The 15,439-nt window shown below is 58.8% G+C and carries 14 protein-coding genes; 5 read left to right on the top strand and 9 right to left on the bottom strand.

The genetic code is table 11. From position 1 onward, the window contains the following. Positions 1-72 precede the first annotated feature (72 nt). From ACA066_RS02795 to amaB, 8 genes are all read right to left on the bottom strand, one after another. Positions 73-837, bottom strand: a complete 765-nt coding sequence (locus ACA066_RS02795; protein WP_497698035.1) for an SDR family oxidoreductase — start codon at positions 835-837, stop codon at positions 73-75. An 853-nt stretch (positions 838-1,690) separates the two neighbouring features. After that, positions 1,691-2,410, bottom strand: coding sequence for an ABC transporter ATP-binding protein (locus ACA066_RS02790; protein WP_497698034.1), 720 nt, complete (start codon positions 2,408-2,410; stop codon positions 1,691-1,693). Continuing rightward, positions 2,407-3,279, bottom strand: a complete 873-nt coding sequence (locus tag ACA066_RS02785; protein WP_497698033.1) for an ABC transporter ATP-binding protein — start codon at positions 3,277-3,279, stop codon at positions 2,407-2,409. The genes ACA066_RS02790 and ACA066_RS02785 overlap by 4 nt, the downstream gene beginning before the upstream one ends. Next, positions 3,276-4,559 (bottom strand): high-affinity branched-chain amino acid ABC transporter permease LivM, encoded by a 1,284-nt coding sequence (livM, locus tag ACA066_RS02780; RefSeq protein WP_214380427.1) that lies wholly within the window; start codon positions 4,557-4,559, stop codon positions 3,276-3,278. The genes ACA066_RS02785 and livM overlap by 4 nt, the downstream gene beginning before the upstream one ends. Before the next feature lie 3 nt (positions 4,560-4,562). Next, positions 4,563-5,477: an ABC transporter permease subunit gene (locus ACA066_RS02775; protein ID WP_008035385.1), complete on the bottom strand. Its 915-nt coding sequence runs from the start codon at positions 5,475-5,477 to the stop codon at positions 4,563-4,565. Between the two features lie 171 nt (positions 5,478-5,648). Beyond that, a complete protein-coding gene (locus tag ACA066_RS02770) occupies positions 5,649-6,782 on the bottom strand; it encodes an ABC transporter substrate-binding protein (protein ID WP_497698032.1) in 1,134 nt (377 codons plus the stop codon). Positions 6,783-7,146: 364 nt separating this feature from the next. After that, a complete protein-coding gene (amaA, locus tag ACA066_RS02765; protein WP_497698031.1) occupies positions 7,147-8,430 on the bottom strand; it encodes an L-pipecolate oxidase in 1,284 nt (427 codons plus the stop codon). A gap of 154 nt (positions 8,431-8,584) precedes the next feature. Then, positions 8,585-10,075: an L-piperidine-6-carboxylate dehydrogenase gene (gene amaB / locus ACA066_RS02760; RefSeq protein WP_497698030.1), complete on the bottom strand. Its 1,491-nt coding sequence runs from the start codon at positions 10,073-10,075 to the stop codon at positions 8,585-8,587. Positions 10,076-10,249: 174 nt separating this feature from the next. Between amaB and ACA066_RS02755 the strand changes: the two genes are divergently transcribed. From ACA066_RS02755 to nadE, 3 genes are all read left to right on the top strand, one after another. Beyond that, complete coding sequence (locus ACA066_RS02755) at positions 10,250-11,161, top strand: LysR family transcriptional regulator (RefSeq protein ID WP_497698029.1); 912 nt, start codon at positions 10,250-10,252, stop codon at positions 11,159-11,161. Between the two features lie 152 nt (positions 11,162-11,313). Continuing rightward, positions 11,314-12,540 (top strand): nicotinate phosphoribosyltransferase, encoded by a 1,227-nt coding sequence (pncB, locus tag ACA066_RS02750; RefSeq protein WP_497698028.1) that lies wholly within the window; start codon positions 11,314-11,316, stop codon positions 12,538-12,540. A gap of 4 nt (positions 12,541-12,544) precedes the next feature. Then, a complete protein-coding gene (gene nadE / locus ACA066_RS02745) occupies positions 12,545-13,372 on the top strand; it encodes an NAD(+) synthase (RefSeq protein WP_497698027.1) in 828 nt (275 codons plus the stop codon). Positions 13,373-13,727: 355 nt separating this feature from the next. Here nadE and azu read toward each other — a convergent pair whose 3' ends face one another. Beyond that, complete coding sequence (gene azu / locus ACA066_RS02740; protein ID WP_214380421.1) at positions 13,728-14,174, bottom strand: azurin; 447 nt, start codon at positions 14,172-14,174, stop codon at positions 13,728-13,730. A 343-nt stretch (positions 14,175-14,517) separates the two neighbouring features. On the opposite strand from azu, the gene ACA066_RS02735 reads away from it, so the two are divergent. Beyond that, positions 14,518-15,105 (top strand): cytokinin riboside 5'-monophosphate phosphoribohydrolase, encoded by a 588-nt coding sequence (locus ACA066_RS02735; protein WP_497698026.1) that lies wholly within the window; start codon positions 14,518-14,520, stop codon positions 15,103-15,105. A 68-nt stretch (positions 15,106-15,173) separates the two neighbouring features. Next, on the top strand, positions 15,174-15,365 hold the full coding sequence (locus ACA066_RS02730) for a hypothetical protein (RefSeq protein ID WP_017336270.1): 192 nt from the start codon (positions 15,174-15,176) through the stop codon (positions 15,363-15,365). Positions 15,366-15,439: the final 74 nt, after the last annotated feature.

Raw genomic sequence — 15,439 nt, 5'->3', positions numbered from 1 at the left:
AGGGATCACGCTGAACCTGAGCGAGCGGGCGGGCGGCGATCCGACTTGCCCGCGAATAGCCGTTACGCGGTCTTACGCCTTATTACGCTCAATCGCAAACCCACTCCACGTCTGGCTCACCGGCATCAGCTCAAGGCTGTTGATGTTGATGTGTGCCGGCGCATTGAGCACCCAGAAAATGGTGTCGGCGATGTCTTGCGGCTGGATCGGCTCGGCACCGGCGTAGGTCGCGTTGTACCGCTCCTGATCACCGGCAAAGCGCACCAGCGAGAATTCGCTCTCGCACAGGCCCGGTTCAATGTTGCTGACACGCACGCCTGTGCCCTGCAGGTCACAGCGCAGGTTCAGCGAGAACTGTTTGACGAACGCCTTGCTCGCGCCATACACGTGGCTGCCCGGGTACGGGTAGTTGCCGGCGATGGAACCGAGGTTGACGATGCTGGCGCCACGACCGTGGGCGATCAGGCGCGGCAGCAGCAGACGAGTGCTGTACATCAGGCCCTTGATGTTGGTGTCGACCATGGTGTCCCAATCATCAAGGTTGCACTTCGGCGCCGGGTCCACGCCGAGCGCCAGGCCAGCGTTGTTGATCAGCCCGCGCAGCTTGGCGAAGGACGGCGGCAGGTTGGCAATCGCTTCCTCCATGGCCTTGCGATCACGCACGTCGAGCACCAGGCCATGGACCTCGGTCTGCTTCGACAACTCGGCGCACAGGGCATTGAGGCGTTCTTCACGACGACCTGTCAGCACCAGTTTCCAGCCAGCCTCGGCAAAACGACGGGCACAGGCTTCACCAAAACCGGAAGTCGCGCCGGTAATAAACAGGGTGTTGGACATCGTGTTCTCCTTGCTTCGGCCGAAGGGCAGCCATTGGAATAGAAAATCAGCTGGCAGCATGCCCGGCCTTGCCGACAGCGGCAACCACCACAAAAACTGTACAAAAAACGATCAGAGCCAGCGGCACCATATCTCCCGTGGCCTGCAGCCATATACGCGCACGTTATCCACAGGCCGGCCCACAGTTTCCGGGGGCAAGTAAAAAAGCTGAAAGCCGCTGTGCACAAGGCTTTGCGGGCAGATTACAAAGTTTTTTGCTTGACCCTGGAGCGCTCACTGTGTAGCCCATGGCATTTTGCACGATCGCCCCGGTAAACCAGCGATGGCGCCGAGCCAGTAACTACGGCCCTCAGCCGACTCTTTCCAGAGTTTAACCACAGACTTATCCACAGGCATCGCCCCTCCGTTTCAGACTGATTTCGCGGCCAATAAAAAGATTGACAAAGCCGAGCTTCGGCCGAGTAAAAACCACTGATCAAAAAACAACCACATCTCTGCAAGCCACGTATCTAAAGGCCCTCAGCCAGCTACTCCCACGTTATTCACAGCCAGCTCCACAGCAAACGGGGACAAGTCAAAACCGTGATAAAACAACTATTTGCAGCGGCTTTATGTCGCGCTTTCAGAGCTTGGTGAATTTGTTTTCCACAATTTCCAGAAAGCACACCGATGCCCCTGTAGGAGCGAGCTTGCTCGCGATGGACGTCAACGATAACTCGAGCATTCTGGATAAACGCGTCGTGCTGAAGATCTTCGCGAGCAAGCTCGCTCCTACAAGGGATTGGGGGTGTATTGGAGATGTAAAAAAGCCCCGGCGATTGCTCGCCAGGGCTTGTTGATTACAACGGTGAACTCAGTGCCCGCCGAGGTATGCGTTACGTACCTCCTCATTCACCAGCAACTCCTTGCCGGTGCCCGTAATGCGAATCTCGCCGTTGACCATCACATACGCCCGGTCCGACAGCTTGAGCGCATGGTTGGCGTTCTGCTCGACCAGGAAGATGGTCATGCCGGTCTTGGCCAGTTCCCGCAGGGTGGCAAAGATCTGTTTCACCACGATCGGCGCCAGACCCAGGCTCGGCTCGTCGAGCAACAGCAGCTTGGGCCGACTCATCAGCGCACGGGCGATGGCGAGCATTTGCTGCTCACCACCGGACATGGTCATGGCGCGCTGGGTGCGCCGCTCTTCGAGCCGCGGAAACAGCTCGAACATGCGCTGCATGTCTTCCTTGGCGTACTTGTCACCGATCGGGATGGTGCCCATCAGCAGGTTTTCCTCGACGGTCATGTCGGGGAACACCCGCCGGCCTTCCGGCGATTGCGCAATGCCGTTGGACGCGATGTAGTGGGACGACTTGTGAGTAATGTCCACGCCTTGATAGATGATCTGCCCGTCTGCCGCCCGTGGCTGACCGAAGATAGACATCAGCAGGGTCGACTTGCCCGCACCGTTGGAACCGATGAGGCTGACGGTTTCCCCTTCGTTGATGTGCAGCGAGACTTTCTTCAGGGCCTGGATCGGCCCGTAGAACACATCGAGGTCTTTGAGTTCGAGGATGGCACCCTTAGTCATACGAGCTCCTCTTCATCGGCGCCCAGGTAGGCTGCAATCACTTTCGGATCATTGCGTATCGCATCGGGTCCACCCTCGGCGATAACGACGCCGTGGTCCAGCACCACGATGTGATCGGAAATGCTCATAACCATGCCCATGTCGTGTTCGATCAGCACCACGGTCAGATCGTGCTCGTCGCGCAGCAGCCGGATCATCGCGCTCAGCGCTTCGGTTTCCTGAGGGTTGAGGCCGGCGGCCGGTTCGTCGAGGCAGATAATCTGCGGCCGCGTGCACATGGCCCGGGCGATTTCCAGACGACGTTGCTGACCGTAGGACAGTTCACCGGCCAGACGGTTGGCGCAGTCCACCAGGTCCACCACTTCCAGCCAGTAGAAAGCGTGGTCCAGCGCATCGCTTTCGGCCTTGCGGTAACCCTTGGTATTGAGGATGCCGGCCAGCATGCTGCGGTTGACCCACATGTGCTGGGCCACCAGCAGGTTTTCCAGCGCCGACATTTCCTTGAACAGGCGAATGTTCTGGAAGGTCCGCGCCAGGCCGGCGCGGTTCACCAGGTGAGTGCCGCCGAACATCTTGTAGTGGAGCCGGCTGAGGAAGCTTTTCGGCGATACAAAATCGGTGGCCTTGAACGGTTCACCGAGCATTTTGATGACATCGGTCCGCTCGCCACGCACGTTGAGTTCGATCTTGCCGCCCGAGGCCTTGTAGAACCCGGTCAGGCAGTTGAACACGGTGGTCTTGCCGGCGCCGTTGGGGCCGATCAGGGCGAAGATCGAGTTGCGCTTGACCTTCAGGCTGACATCGTTCAACGCCTTGATGCCGCCGAAGTGCATCATCAGCTTCTCGACCGAGAGTACGACTTCGCTCATGGCGCTACTCCTTTACGCGGGGTCACACCGGTACGGCTGATCCGAATCAGGCCGCGCGGTCGCCAGATCATCATCAACACCATCAGGATGCCGAACAGCAGCACGCGGTATTCCGCGAAACCACGCAGCAGTTCCGGGGCCACGGTCAGCACGAAGGCTGCGATGACCACGCCGATGGTCGAGCCCATGCCGCCGAGTACCACGATGGCGAGGATCAGGGCCGATTCAAAGAAGGTGAACGAGGTCGGGTTGACGAACCCTTGGTAAGTGGCGAAGAACACGCCCGCGAGCCCGGCCGTCGATGCACCGATGGTGAACGCCGAAAGCTTGACCAGCACGTGGTTCAGCCCCATGGAGCGACAGGCGATTTCATCTTCACGCAAGGCTTCCCAGGCGCGACCGACCGGCATACGGGTCAAACGGTGCTTGATGTACAGCACGGCCAGCACCACGAGGAACAACACCGCGTAGATGAAGTAGTACTTCACGTCCGGGTTGTAGGCGATGCCGAAAAACTCATGGAACGGAACGCCGCCGTCCTTCGCCCGTTTGCCGAACTCGAGGCCGAAGAAGGTTGGCAGCGGCGCCGCCATGCCGTTCGGGCCACCAGTCAGGGTCAGCCAGTTGTTGAGGATCAAGCGGATGATTTCACCGAAGCCCAGGGTCACGATCGCCAGGTAGTCACCGTGCAGGCGCAACACCGGGAAACCGAGGATGCAACCGGCCAACCCCGCCGTGATCGCCGCCAGAGGCAGCACCGTCCAGAAACCCAGCCCCAGGTATTGATAGCCGAGCGCCAGTCCATAGGCCCCGATGGCGTAGAACGCCACGTAACCGAGGTCGAGCAGGCCGGCCAGGCCGACCACGATGTTCAAGCCAAGCCCCAGCAGCACGTAGATCAACCCGAGGATGACCACGCCAAGCAGGTAGGAGTTGGAGAAAAACGGGAACACCACGGCGATGACGATCATCAGCGGGATGATCCAGCGCAGCCGGGATTTGTAATCGGGTGGCAGTACATGAACCCCTGAACCGGTGCTTTCAAAGCCTTCGAGAATTCTCAGGCCTTTCGGGGTTTGCAGGAACAGGCTCAGGGCAAAGCGGCCGGCCATGACAATGGCGACAATCCACGCCACTCGGGTCGTTTCCAGATTGAAGCCGTAGCCGTCGAGGACTACGCCAACAATCGGGCCGAACACAATGAGAGCGACCAGACCGGCAAGAATCGCGTCAACCAGGCTTCTTTTGAGATCAATGGTTTTTTTAGTGGTTGAAGACATTGCTTACACCTTCGACACAAGAGGACGGCCGAGCAGGCCTTGGGGCCGAAAGACCAGAACGAGAACGAGCAGCGAGAAGCTGAAAACGTCTTTGTAGTCCGAGTTGACCAGACCCGAGAACAGCGACTCGGAAATCCCGAGGATGATCCCGCCGAGCATCGCGCCAGGCAGCGAGCCGATCCCGCCGAGTACCGCTGCGGTGAACGCCTTGATGCCGATGACGAAGCCTGCGTAGAAGTCGAACGTGCCGTAGTTCATGGTAATCAGCACGCCGGCCAGAGCCGCCATTGCCGCACCGATGATGAACACGTAGGAAATCACGCGGTCGGTGTTGATCCCCAGGATCGAGGCCATCTTGCGGTCTTGCTGGGTGGCGCGGCACATGCGGCCGAGCTTGGTGTACTTGATGACGTAGGTCAGCAGGGCCATACCGGCGAATGCGGCGACCAGAATGAAGATCTTGGTGTAGGTGAGCTGGACGAAGCCGCTTCCGACTTCCACTCGCCAAGCACCGGTCAGCAAAGTCGGTACGCCTTGTTGCCGGGCGCCCTGGGCGATCTGTGCATAGTTTTGCAGGATCAACGAAATACCGATGGCGCTGATCAGCGGTGCCAGTCGGGTGGAGTTACGCAGGGGTTTGTAGGCGACACGCTCGATGACCCAGCCATACACCGCCGTGACGATGATGGTGAAGACCAGTGTGCCAAGCATCAGCAGAGGGAAGGATTCAATACCGAAGTATGCCAGCAGAGCCAGACTGATCGCCGCGAGGTAAGCGGAGATCATGTAAACCTCACCATGGGCGAAGTTGATCATGCCGATGATGCCATAGACCATTGTGTAGCCGATGGCGATCAGGCCATAGACCGACCCGAGGGTCAGGCCGTTGACCAGTTGCTGCAGAAAAATACCATCCATAACGCAATCTCACGCATTTGAGAGACTGCACAGAAGCCGGGTGCGACGGACCGGGGTTCAGCCACCCGCGCAACACGGTTGTGTGCAGCTCTACGAGAAAAGACAGGTACTGCACGGACATGTTGGTTGACTACCCGGTACACAAGGCACCGGGTAGATCAGCAGCTCATATCACTTCTGTTTTTCCAGTTGGTGGTATTTGCCATCCTTGTCCCACTGATAAACCACGTAGTCGGAGACTTTCAGGTCGCCCTTGGCGTCCCAGGTCTTCTCGCCCATCACGGTTTTAACCGGGTTTTTCTTCAGCCACTCGGCCGCTTTTTCGCCGCTGTTGGACTTGGCGCCGTTGAAAGCAGCCGCCAGGGTCTGAACCGAAGCGTAGGCGTACAGGGTGTAGCCTTCTGGCTCGGTGCCAGCCTTGCGGAAGGTATCTACCACGGTCTTGCTGTCTGGAAGCATGCGCGGGTCAGCGCCGAAGGTCATCAGTACGCCGTCGACGAATTGAGGGCCACCAGCGGTGGTGACCAGTTCGTCAGTCACGATGCCATCATCGGACATGAATTTGACGTCCTTGAGGCCTTGTTCACGCAGTTGGCGAACCAGTGGACCGGCTTCCGGGTGCAGGCCGCCGAAATAGACGACATCGGCACCGGCTGCACGGATTTTGGTCACCACGGCGCTAAAGTCTTTCTCGCCACGGGTCAGACCTTCGTACAGTACCGGCGTTACGCCGCGCTTGGACAGCTGAGCCTTGGTGGCATCCGCCAGACCTTGACCATAGGTGTCTTTGTCGTGCAGAACCACGACTTTCTTGCCTTTGAGCACGTCGACGATGTAGTCACCGGCCACGATGCCTTGCTGGTCGTCACGCCCGCACATACGGAACATGGCGCTCAGACCACGTTCGGTAACCGCCGGGTTGGTGGATCCCGGGGTGATTGCGATGATGCCCGCTTCGTCGTAGATCTCGGAGGCCGGAATGGTCGACGAGGAGCAGAAGTGACCGACCACGCCCGCCACTTTCTGGTTGGTCAGGTCCTTGGCGACCGTCACAGCCTGTTTCGGTTCGCAGGCGTCATCGCCCTTGACCAGTACGATTTTTTCCCCGTTGACGCCGCCCGCTGCGTTGACCGCATCGGCCGCTGCCTGTGCACCCTTCATGTACTGCTCGCCAAATGCCGCGTTGGCGCCTGTCATAGGACCCGCAACACCGATTTTTACGTCAGCCTGTGCAAACGCAGAAACACCCAGCGCAGTTGCCACTGCGAGGGCCAGAAAGCCTTTCTTGTAAAACGTCTGGGACATGAGGTGGTGCTCCAAGGTTTTTTTTAGTTGGCACTGCGACTTCTCTGAATGCTCAGAGCAAGGGCCGTGCCATCGGTTTTTTATTCTGAAAAAAGTCGCTGCATTATTGTTTTTTCGACTGTTTCGAGCCCATTTTCATTGGGCGTGCAACCGTCTAAACCGCGGAAGGTGAAACCATTTATTTTTAAAGGCGCAACCCACATGCGCCATCATTGCAACCGCAGCGCCAAACGACGTGCAACCAGCCTGTAACAACGTGCGTCACCGAAGTGCACACTGCTGGTGCGGTACTGCTACAACCCGCACCTTTTACAGGCTAGTCGCTGCGCCGAAAAGCGCCGCCCCCCGCAACAAATTTCAACAATCAAATCACGACCCGCAAGCACTGGCCCGCGTGATACAGCGAAAATCCCGCTTCATACAGACAGCTACGCAGTCCCACCCCAGCCAGTGGCTGCATGGGCGCGAAGGGAATCGGCAGTGCCTGAGGATTTCCGTTACACAAATAATCGGCAAAGGCTTTGCCGACTACAGTGCCAGTGGTCACGCCCCGACCGTTGTAACCAGTGACTGCCACTAAACCGGGCGCTGGCTCGAACAGGCGCATCAAGTGATCGGGGGTGAAGGCGATACAACCGGTCCAGGTGCACTCCCATTCCACCGGTTTGAGGTAAGGGAAATAGTGCTGCTGAACCCGATCGGCCCAGGCCTTGAGGAACCAGGTCGGCTTCTGATTGCCATTACCCAGACTGCCGAGCAACAGGCGCCCGTCTTTATCGCGACGAATGCTGCTGAGAACCTGCCGTGTATCCCAGGAACCCTGGCCACCGGGCAAGATTTGCTGTGCAGAGTCTTCAGTCAGCGGCACCGAAGCCACCTGATAGTAATAACCGGGGAAGAAATTGCGCCGAAGCTCCGTCCAGTCGCCTTCGGTGTAAGCGTTGGAGGCGATGACCACCTGCTCGGCGAGCACCGAACCCTGTGCGGTCTGCACTGACCACTTCTGACCCTGACGTTCGAGTCGAGTCACGGGCGAATGATCGAACAACTGACCACCGAGACCGATGGCCGCTTTGGCCAGCCCCGTGGTGTACGCCATCGGATTGATCGTGCCAGCACGCCGATCAAGCAGTGCGGCGGCGATCTTCTTGGTGCCGGTTGCCTGTTCGCAGGCTTGACCGGTCAACAGTTCGACCGGTGCACCGCGACGCTTCCATTGTTCCTCACGACTGCGCAGATCCGCTTCACCACGGGCGTTATGCGCCATGTGCAGCGTGCCTTCGCGGCGTAACTGGCAATCGATGTTGTACTTGTCCACAAGGCTGAACACCAACGAAGGTGCCGCCCCCAGCATGCGATTGAGCTGACTGCCGACCGCTTCACCGAACCCGGCTTCGATGTCGTCCGGTGGAATCCACATGCCGGCATTGACCAGCCCGACGTTGCGCCCCGAACCGCCATGGCCGGCGCGATGGGCTTCCAGCACGCACACCGTTTTGCCTTGTTCCAGCAGATGCACCGCCGCCGACAGACCGGTGAAACCGGCGCCGATGACGCAGACATCGACCGTTACTTCACCCTTGAGCGCCGCGTTATCAGGCCTTTGCGGCGTCAGTTTTTCCCACAGACACTCTTCGCGTAACGGCATTGCCAGACTCCAACAGAAACCTAACCATCACACCATTTAACTGTAGGAGCGAGCTTGCTCGCGAAAAACGTCGGGGCAACGCGTTTAAACAGCAAACCCGCGTCATCGTTGACGTTCATCGCGAGCAAGCTCGCTCCTACAGGGGGATCACCGATCAGTCGAACGTAATACCCTGCGCCAACGGCAACTCCAGCGAGTAGTTCACGGTGTTGGTCTGGCGGCGCATGTACCCGCGCCATGCATCGGAGCCCGACTCACGACCACCGCCCGTCTCTTTCTCGCCACCAAACGCCCCGCCGATTTCCGCACCGCTCGGGCCGATGTTGACGTTGGCGATGCCGCAGTCGCTGCCCACCGCCGACATGAACTGCTCGGCTTCACGCACGTCGGTGGTGAAGATGCACGAGGACAGGCCTTGTGGCACGGCGTTGTTCAGGCGCAGGGCTTCGTCGAAGTCCTTGTAACCGACCACGTACAGGATCGGCGCGAAGGTTTCGTGGCAGACCACGTCGCTCTGCTCCGGCATTTCAACGATGGCCGGCGAGACGTAGTAAGCGTTCGGGTATTTGTCTTCCAGCTGACGCTTGCCGCCAAAGACCCGGCCGCCTTCGCTCAAGGCCTGCTCCAGCGCGTCCTGCATGTTGTCGAAGCTGTGTTTGTCGATCAACGGGCCGATCAGGTTGCCTTCCAGCGGATTGCCGATGCGCACTTTGGAGTAAGCGGCCTTCAGGCGGGTGACGATTTCTTCTTTCACCGATTCGTGAGCGATCAGGCGACGCAACGTGGTGCAACGCTGACCGGCGGTGCCGACGGCGCTGAACAGGATGGCGCGAACGGCCATGTCCAGGTCGGCGCTTGGGCCGAGAATCATGGCGTTGTTGCCGCCCAACTCCAAAATGCTGCGCGCAAAACGTGCGGCGATTTTCGGCGCCACTTCGCGGCCCATGCGGGTGCTGCCGGTAGCGCTGATCAGCGCGACACGCGGGTCATCGACCAGCGCTTCGCCGGCATCGCGGCCGCCGATGATGACTTGGCTCAGGTGCGGAGGTGCATCGCTGAAGTTTTTCAGTACACGGTCGAACAACGCCTGGCAGGCAAGTGCGGTCAGCGGGGTTTTCTCCGATGGCTTCCAGATCACTGGGTTACCGCAGACCAGCGCCAGTGTGGTGTTCCAGGCCCAGACGGCCACCGGGAAGTTGAACGCGCTGATCACGCCAACGATGCCCAGCGGGTGCCAGGTTTCGCGCATGTGGTGGCCAGGACGCTCGGAGGCGATGGTCAAACCGTACAGCTGACGGGACAGACCGACCGCAAAGTCGCAGATGTCGATCATTTCCTGAACTTCACCCAGGCCTTCCTGAGTGATCTTGCCGGCTTCCCAGGACACCAGCTCGCCGAGGTCGGCCTTGTATTCACGCAGGATGTCGCCCAGTTGACGCACCAGCTCGCCACGGCGCGGGGCCGGGACCTTGCGCCACAATTCGAACGCATGATCTGCGCGACTGATGTGCTGCTCGACTTCAGCGGCGCCTTCCCAGTTCACAGAGGCGATCCTGCTGCCATCGATCGGCGAATGCACCGGCACTTTGCCGTTCTGGTACAGGGCCGGGTTCACACCAAGACGATCAAGCAATGCGGCAACCATGGGTCACTCCTCGAGCAAAAAACACAAAACGTGCAGCCGGAAAATCACGACTGATCAGACCTGTAGTTTTAGCTCGCCGGAGGTTACCCAACAAACGACCTTTAAGAGAGATATCATTCCGTTTATTCATGCTGCGAATTGCTGGTCAGAAAGAAACAAGAAAAAGGACAACCCATGCTGAATAAACGTTACCTGCCGTCGATCACCGCGCTGCAGTGTTTCGAGGCCGTGACCCGGCATTTGAGCTTCACACGGGCGGCCGAAGAGCTGAACCTGACCCAGAGCGCGGTCAGCAAACAGGTCGCGCAACTGGAAGAATTGTTGCAGCACCTGTTGTTCCGCCGGGTGCGTCGACGCCTGCAAATGACCCCGGCCGGTGATTTGTACCTGGTTGAGGTACGAAAAATCCTCACGCAAGTCGAGATGTCGACCCACTACCTGCGTTCCTACGGCGGGGAAACCGAAGTCCTGCGCGTCTCGACCCCTCCGACCTTCGGCGCCCGCTGGTTGGTACCCCGCTTGAAAGGTTGGCGCCTGCGTCACCCATCGATCCATCTGGACTTGTGCAGCGAGCAGGAAGCCGATGACCTGCTGCAAGGTCGCAGCGATCTGGCGTTCTATTTCGGCCAGGGCTCACGGCCCCGCACCGAATGCCTGAAGCTGTTCGGTGAAGAGCTTGTTCCCGTGTGTGCACCGGGCAGCCTGCCGGCTACACCGTTCACCGATCCCACCCAACTCACCGACCTGGTCCTGCTGCAAAACGCCTCCCGACCGCAGGCCTGGCACGACTGGTTCGACAGTCAGGGTTACCACACCGAACACAGCTACCACGGGCCGCGCTTCGAGACCTTCTACATGTGCATCCGCGCCGCGCAGGTCGGCTGCGGCGTGGCGTTGTTGCCGCGGTTTCTGGTGGAAGAGGAATTGGCCGACGGCAAACTGGTCATACCCTGGCAGCATGCGATGCCCAGTTCCGACGCCTATTACCTGGCGTACCCGGAGCATTCGGCGGAAGTGCCCAAGGTGAGGGATTTTGTGAAGTGGATGCTGGAGCAGATTGATAGCCCGGATGCGCCGCAAAATTGACATATGACACAACACCTGTGGCGAGGGGGCTTGTCGGAACGCCGCACCGCCCAGTTGGGTCGCGAAGCGGCCCCAAAAACCGGCAGCCTCCATTCATTGAAACAGCTGCAACGTCGCCGCCACAGGCCGCGGCCAGCCTGGAGAACCCCGTTATGAGCGAGAGTGTGTTTGCCGATCGCATCGTGCAGAACCTGCTCGACACCGACTTCTACAAACTGACGATGATGCAGGCGGTACTGCACAACTACCCCAATGTGGAAGTCGAATGGGAGTTTCGTTGCCGCAACAGTGAAGACCTGCGCCCGTACCTGGCGGAAATCCGCTTCCAGATCGAGCGCCTCGCCGAGTTGAGCCTGACCGCCGACCAGTTGAGTTTCATGGAGCGCATCAGCTTCATGAAGCCGGATTTCCTGCGCTTCCTCGGGTTGTTCCGCTTCAACCTGCGCTACGTCCACACCGGCATCGAAAACGGCGAGCTGTTTATCCGCCTGCGCGGGCCGTGGCTGCATGTGATTCTTTTTGAAGTGCCGCTGCTGTCCATCGTCAGCGAAGTGCGCAACCGCTATCGCTACCGGGACATCGTCCTCGAGCAGGCGCGCGAGCAGCTTTATCGCAAGTTCGACTGGCTGACCGCCAACGCCAACAGCGACGAATTGTCCGAATTGCAAGTAGCCGATTTCGGCACCCGCCGTCGTTTTTCCTACCGCGTGCAGGAAGAAGTGGTGAACGTGCTCAAGCACGATTTCCCTGGACGTTTCGTCGGCACCAGCAACGTGCATTTGTCCCGGGAACTGGACATGAAACCGCTGGGCACCATGGCCCACGAATGGATCATGGCCCACCAGCAACTCGGTCCGCGACTGATCGAAAGCCAGATTGCCGCCCTTGATTGCTGGGTCCGCGAATACCGCGGCCTGCTGGGGATCGCCTTGACTGACTGCATCACCATGGACGCCTTCCTCAACGACTTCGACCTGTACTTCGCCAAGCTCTTCGACGGTCTGCGCCATGACTCCGGGGATCCGGTGATCTGGGCAGAAAAGGCGATCGCCCACTATCAAAAGCTGGGCATCGACCCGATGAGCAAGACCCTGACGTTCTCCGACAGTCTGACGCTGCCCAAGTCGCTGGAAATATTTCGCGCATTACGCGGTCGGATCAATGTCAGCTTCGGTATCGGCACCAACCTGACGTGCGATATTCCGGGTGTTGAACCGATGAGCATCGTGCTTAAAATGGCGGCCTGCAACGGCCAACCGGTGGCAAAGATCTCCGACGAGCCTGGCAAGACTCACTGCAAAGACCCGAATTTCGTCGCCTATTTGCGACACGTTTTCAAAGTTCCTGCCGCCCTTTCCAGCACACCAAGCAAGGAGTGAATTCATGCAAGCCGTACAGCGTGAGATTGCTGAGCAGCTCAAGGTTCAACCACCATTCGCCGACAAGGCCGCCCTTGAGGCGGAAATCGCCCGGCGCATTACCTTCATCCAGGATTGCCTGGTCAATTCCGGGCTCAAGACCCTGGTGCTCGGCATCAGCGGCGGAGTCGATTCCCTGACCGCCGGCCTGCTGGCCCAGCGCGCCATGCGTGAACTGCGCACCCGCACCGGTGATGACCACTACAAGTTCATCGCCGTGCGCCTGCCGTACGAAACCCAGTTCGATGAACACGACGCACAGGCTTCGGTGGATTTCATCAAGCCGGACGAGCGTCACACCGTGAACATCGGCCCCGCGGTCAAATCCCTGGCCAATGAAGTGGCAGCCTTCGAAGGCAAGCACGCGTTGTCGGTGGATTTCGTCCTCGGCAACACCAAGGCGCGGATGCGCATGGTCGCCCAGTACACCATCGCCGGCGCGGCTCATGGCCTGGTGATCGGCACCGACCACGCGGCAGAAGCGGTGATGGGTTTCTTCACCAAGTTCGGTGACGGTGCTTGCGACCTGGCGCCGTTGAGCGGCCTGGTGAAAAACCAGGTCCGGGCCATAGCCCGCAGTTTCGGCGCGCCGGAATCGCTGGTGGAAAAAATCCCGACCGCCGACCTGGAAGACCTGTCGCCAGGCAAACCGGACGAAGCGTCCCACGGCGTGACCTACGCCGAGATCGACGCGTTCCTGCACGGTGAGCCGGTGCGTGAAGAAGCGTTCAAGATCATTTGCGATACGTACAAAAAGACCCATCACAAGCGAGTGATGCCGTTTGCGCCGTGAATTAGGCGGTGTTTGTACCGACGTCATCGCCAGCAAGCCGGCGCCTACAATGTGAGGTCGTTCCCGTCATTCCGGAAAGACACAACCCTTGTAGGAGCCGGCTTGCTGGCGATGAACGATTACACGGTCAAACGTCAGGCACAAAAAAGCGTCCCAAGTGGATAATGCCGATCAGTTAGGCGAAAGCTGCCCCCTGTAGGAGCGAGCTTGCTCGCGATGGACGTTAACGATAACGCGTATTTTCTGGATAAACGCGTCGCCTTGAAGTCCATCGCGAGCAAGCTCGCTCCTACAAATCTGCTTAACTGACCGGCATTAGTCCCAAGTGGACGCTTTTTTTATGAGCCCGATTCGCTTATTTCAGCGTAACCGTGCCTTTCATCATCGAGATGTGGCCCGGGAACGAGCAGAAGAAGCCGTATTTCTCGGCAGCATCAAGCTTCGACACATCGAAAGTCACCGAGTCGGTTTCCTTGGCACCGATGATTTTGGTGTGGGCGATAACGCGCGCATCACCTTCCTTCAGGTAGTTCTTGTCGATACCGGCCGCCAGGCCGTCAGTGGCGATCGGCTGCATGTCAGCCTCTTTGCTCAGCACCCAGTTATGGCCCATCACGTTTTTCGGCAGGTTGCCGGAGTGGGTCAGTTCAACGGTGAAGGTCTTGCAGCTTTTGTCGATTTCAATGGCCTTGGTGTTGAAGGACATTTGGTCTGTGGAGTCGATGGTCGTCTTGCACTCGGCAGCCATCAATTGACTGCTGGCCAGTGTCAGCAGGGATACCGCAACAAGTTTGGCAAACATGGTGAATCTCCAAGGCAGGGTTAACAAAAGTGCGAATGGACAGAAGACTGCCTGAAAACTTCGCAAGTTCCTATGACCTGAATCAAAAATTGTATACAACTTTAGAGCTATGACACCTATCGAAACAATCTACCAGCCAGACGTCTAGGGCGGCCCTATCATCAGGTCATCAGCATTTATCCGGAGCGTCTGTCATGTCCATCAACAGCTTTTTGTGCAGTTTGCTCGCCGCCTACGCCTGTGGCGCCAGTGGCACCTGTGAAACGTCCCAGCGCGAAGTTTAGACCTTGGAGCGCCGCGCCTCTGCCTTTACTCTGTGGCCATCCTGACCCTGGAGTAAGGCATGTCTTTAGCATCCGTTTGTGTATTTTGCGGTGCCAGCACCGGCACCAATCCGGCTTATCGTGAAGCGGCTGTCGCCCTCGGGCGAGCATTGGCCGAGCGCAAGCTGACCCTGGTCTATGGCGGCGGCGCCGTCGGGCTGATGGGGGTTGTGGCCGATGCCGCACTGGCGGCCGGCGGTGAGGTGATCGGGATCATCCCGCAAGGCCTCAAGGACAAGGAAATCGGCCACAGCGGCCTGACTCGTCTGGAAGTGGTCGACGGCATGCATGCGCGAAAGGCGCGGATGGCCGAGCTCAGCGACGCGTTTATCGCACTGCCCGGCGGCCTGGGCACTCTGGAAGAACTGTTCGAAGTCTGGACCTGGGGCCAGCTCGGCTACCACGGCAAACCGCTGGGACTGCTGGAAGTGAACGGTTTCTACAGCAAATTGACCGGTTTTCTTGATCATATCGTCGGCGAAGGCTTCGTTCGCGAAGCACACCGTGACATGCTGCAAGTGAGCGAATCGCCGCAAACCCTGCTCGACGCGCTGGATGCCTGGCAGCCGACCGTGGTGCCAAAGTGGACAGAGCAAAAACCCAGCTAACGGCTCGGCACCGATACAGGGCAGAATATGCGCCGCTCAACCTCACCTTCGACCCCAGAGGATCGCCCATGGCTAAACCTAATTATTCCTTCGCCAAACGTCAGAGAGACTTGGCCAAGGAGCAGAAGAAAGAGGAAAAGCTTCAGCGCAAGAAAGCTACAGCTGAAGAAGAAGCCGCCGCACTGAACCCGGAAACAGACGGTGAAGTGGCCGCAGAAAGTGATGTTGAAGCACCGAAAGATCAGGCGCCCGACGCCTGAGACCCTCAGGGCCCGATGATCTGATCAGGCCCACCGGATCTGTGTGTAGGAGCGAGCTTACTCGCGAAGGTATC

The organism is Pseudomonas sp. LBUM1651 (assembly GCF_059716135.1).
This window is presented reverse-complemented; position numbering and strand designations above follow the sequence as displayed.

Bases quoted from the DNA above. Each gene is read 5' to 3' on its own strand.
- ACA066_RS02795 (WP_497698035.1), bottom strand. From the start codon at position 837: ATGTCCAACACCCTGTTTATTACCGGCGCGACTTCCGGTTTTGGTGAA.
- ACA066_RS02790 (WP_497698034.1), bottom strand. From the start codon at position 2,410: ATGACTAAGGGTGCCATCCTCGAACTCAAAGACCTCGATGTGTTCTAC.
- ACA066_RS02785 (WP_497698033.1), bottom strand. From the start codon at position 3,279: ATGAGCGAAGTCGTACTCTCGGTCGAGAAGCTGATGATGCACTTCGGC.
- livM (WP_214380427.1), bottom strand. From the start codon at position 4,559: ATGTCTTCAACCACTAAAAAAACCATTGATCTCAAAAGAAGCCTGGTT.
- ACA066_RS02775 (WP_008035385.1), bottom strand. From the start codon at position 5,477: ATGGATGGTATTTTTCTGCAGCAACTGGTCAACGGCCTGACCCTCGGG.
- ACA066_RS02770 (WP_497698032.1), bottom strand. From the start codon at position 6,782: ATGTCCCAGACGTTTTACAAGAAAGGCTTTCTGGCCCTCGCAGTGGCA.
- amaA (WP_497698031.1), bottom strand. From the start codon at position 8,430: ATGCCGTTACGCGAAGAGTGTCTGTGGGAAAAACTGACGCCGCAAAGG.
- amaB (WP_497698030.1), bottom strand. From the start codon at position 10,075: ATGGTTGCCGCATTGCTTGATCGTCTTGGTGTGAACCCGGCCCTGTAC.
- ACA066_RS02755 (WP_497698029.1), top strand. From the start codon at position 10,250: ATGCTGAATAAACGTTACCTGCCGTCGATCACCGCGCTGCAGTGTTTC.
- pncB (WP_497698028.1), top strand. From the start codon at position 11,314: ATGAGCGAGAGTGTGTTTGCCGATCGCATCGTGCAGAACCTGCTCGAC.
- nadE (WP_497698027.1), top strand. From the start codon at position 12,545: ATGCAAGCCGTACAGCGTGAGATTGCTGAGCAGCTCAAGGTTCAACCA.
- azu (WP_214380421.1), bottom strand. From the start codon at position 14,174: ATGTTTGCCAAACTTGTTGCGGTATCCCTGCTGACACTGGCCAGCAGT.
- ACA066_RS02735 (WP_497698026.1), top strand. From the start codon at position 14,518: ATGTCTTTAGCATCCGTTTGTGTATTTTGCGGTGCCAGCACCGGCACC.
- ACA066_RS02730 (WP_017336270.1), top strand. From the start codon at position 15,174: ATGGCTAAACCTAATTATTCCTTCGCCAAACGTCAGAGAGACTTGGCC.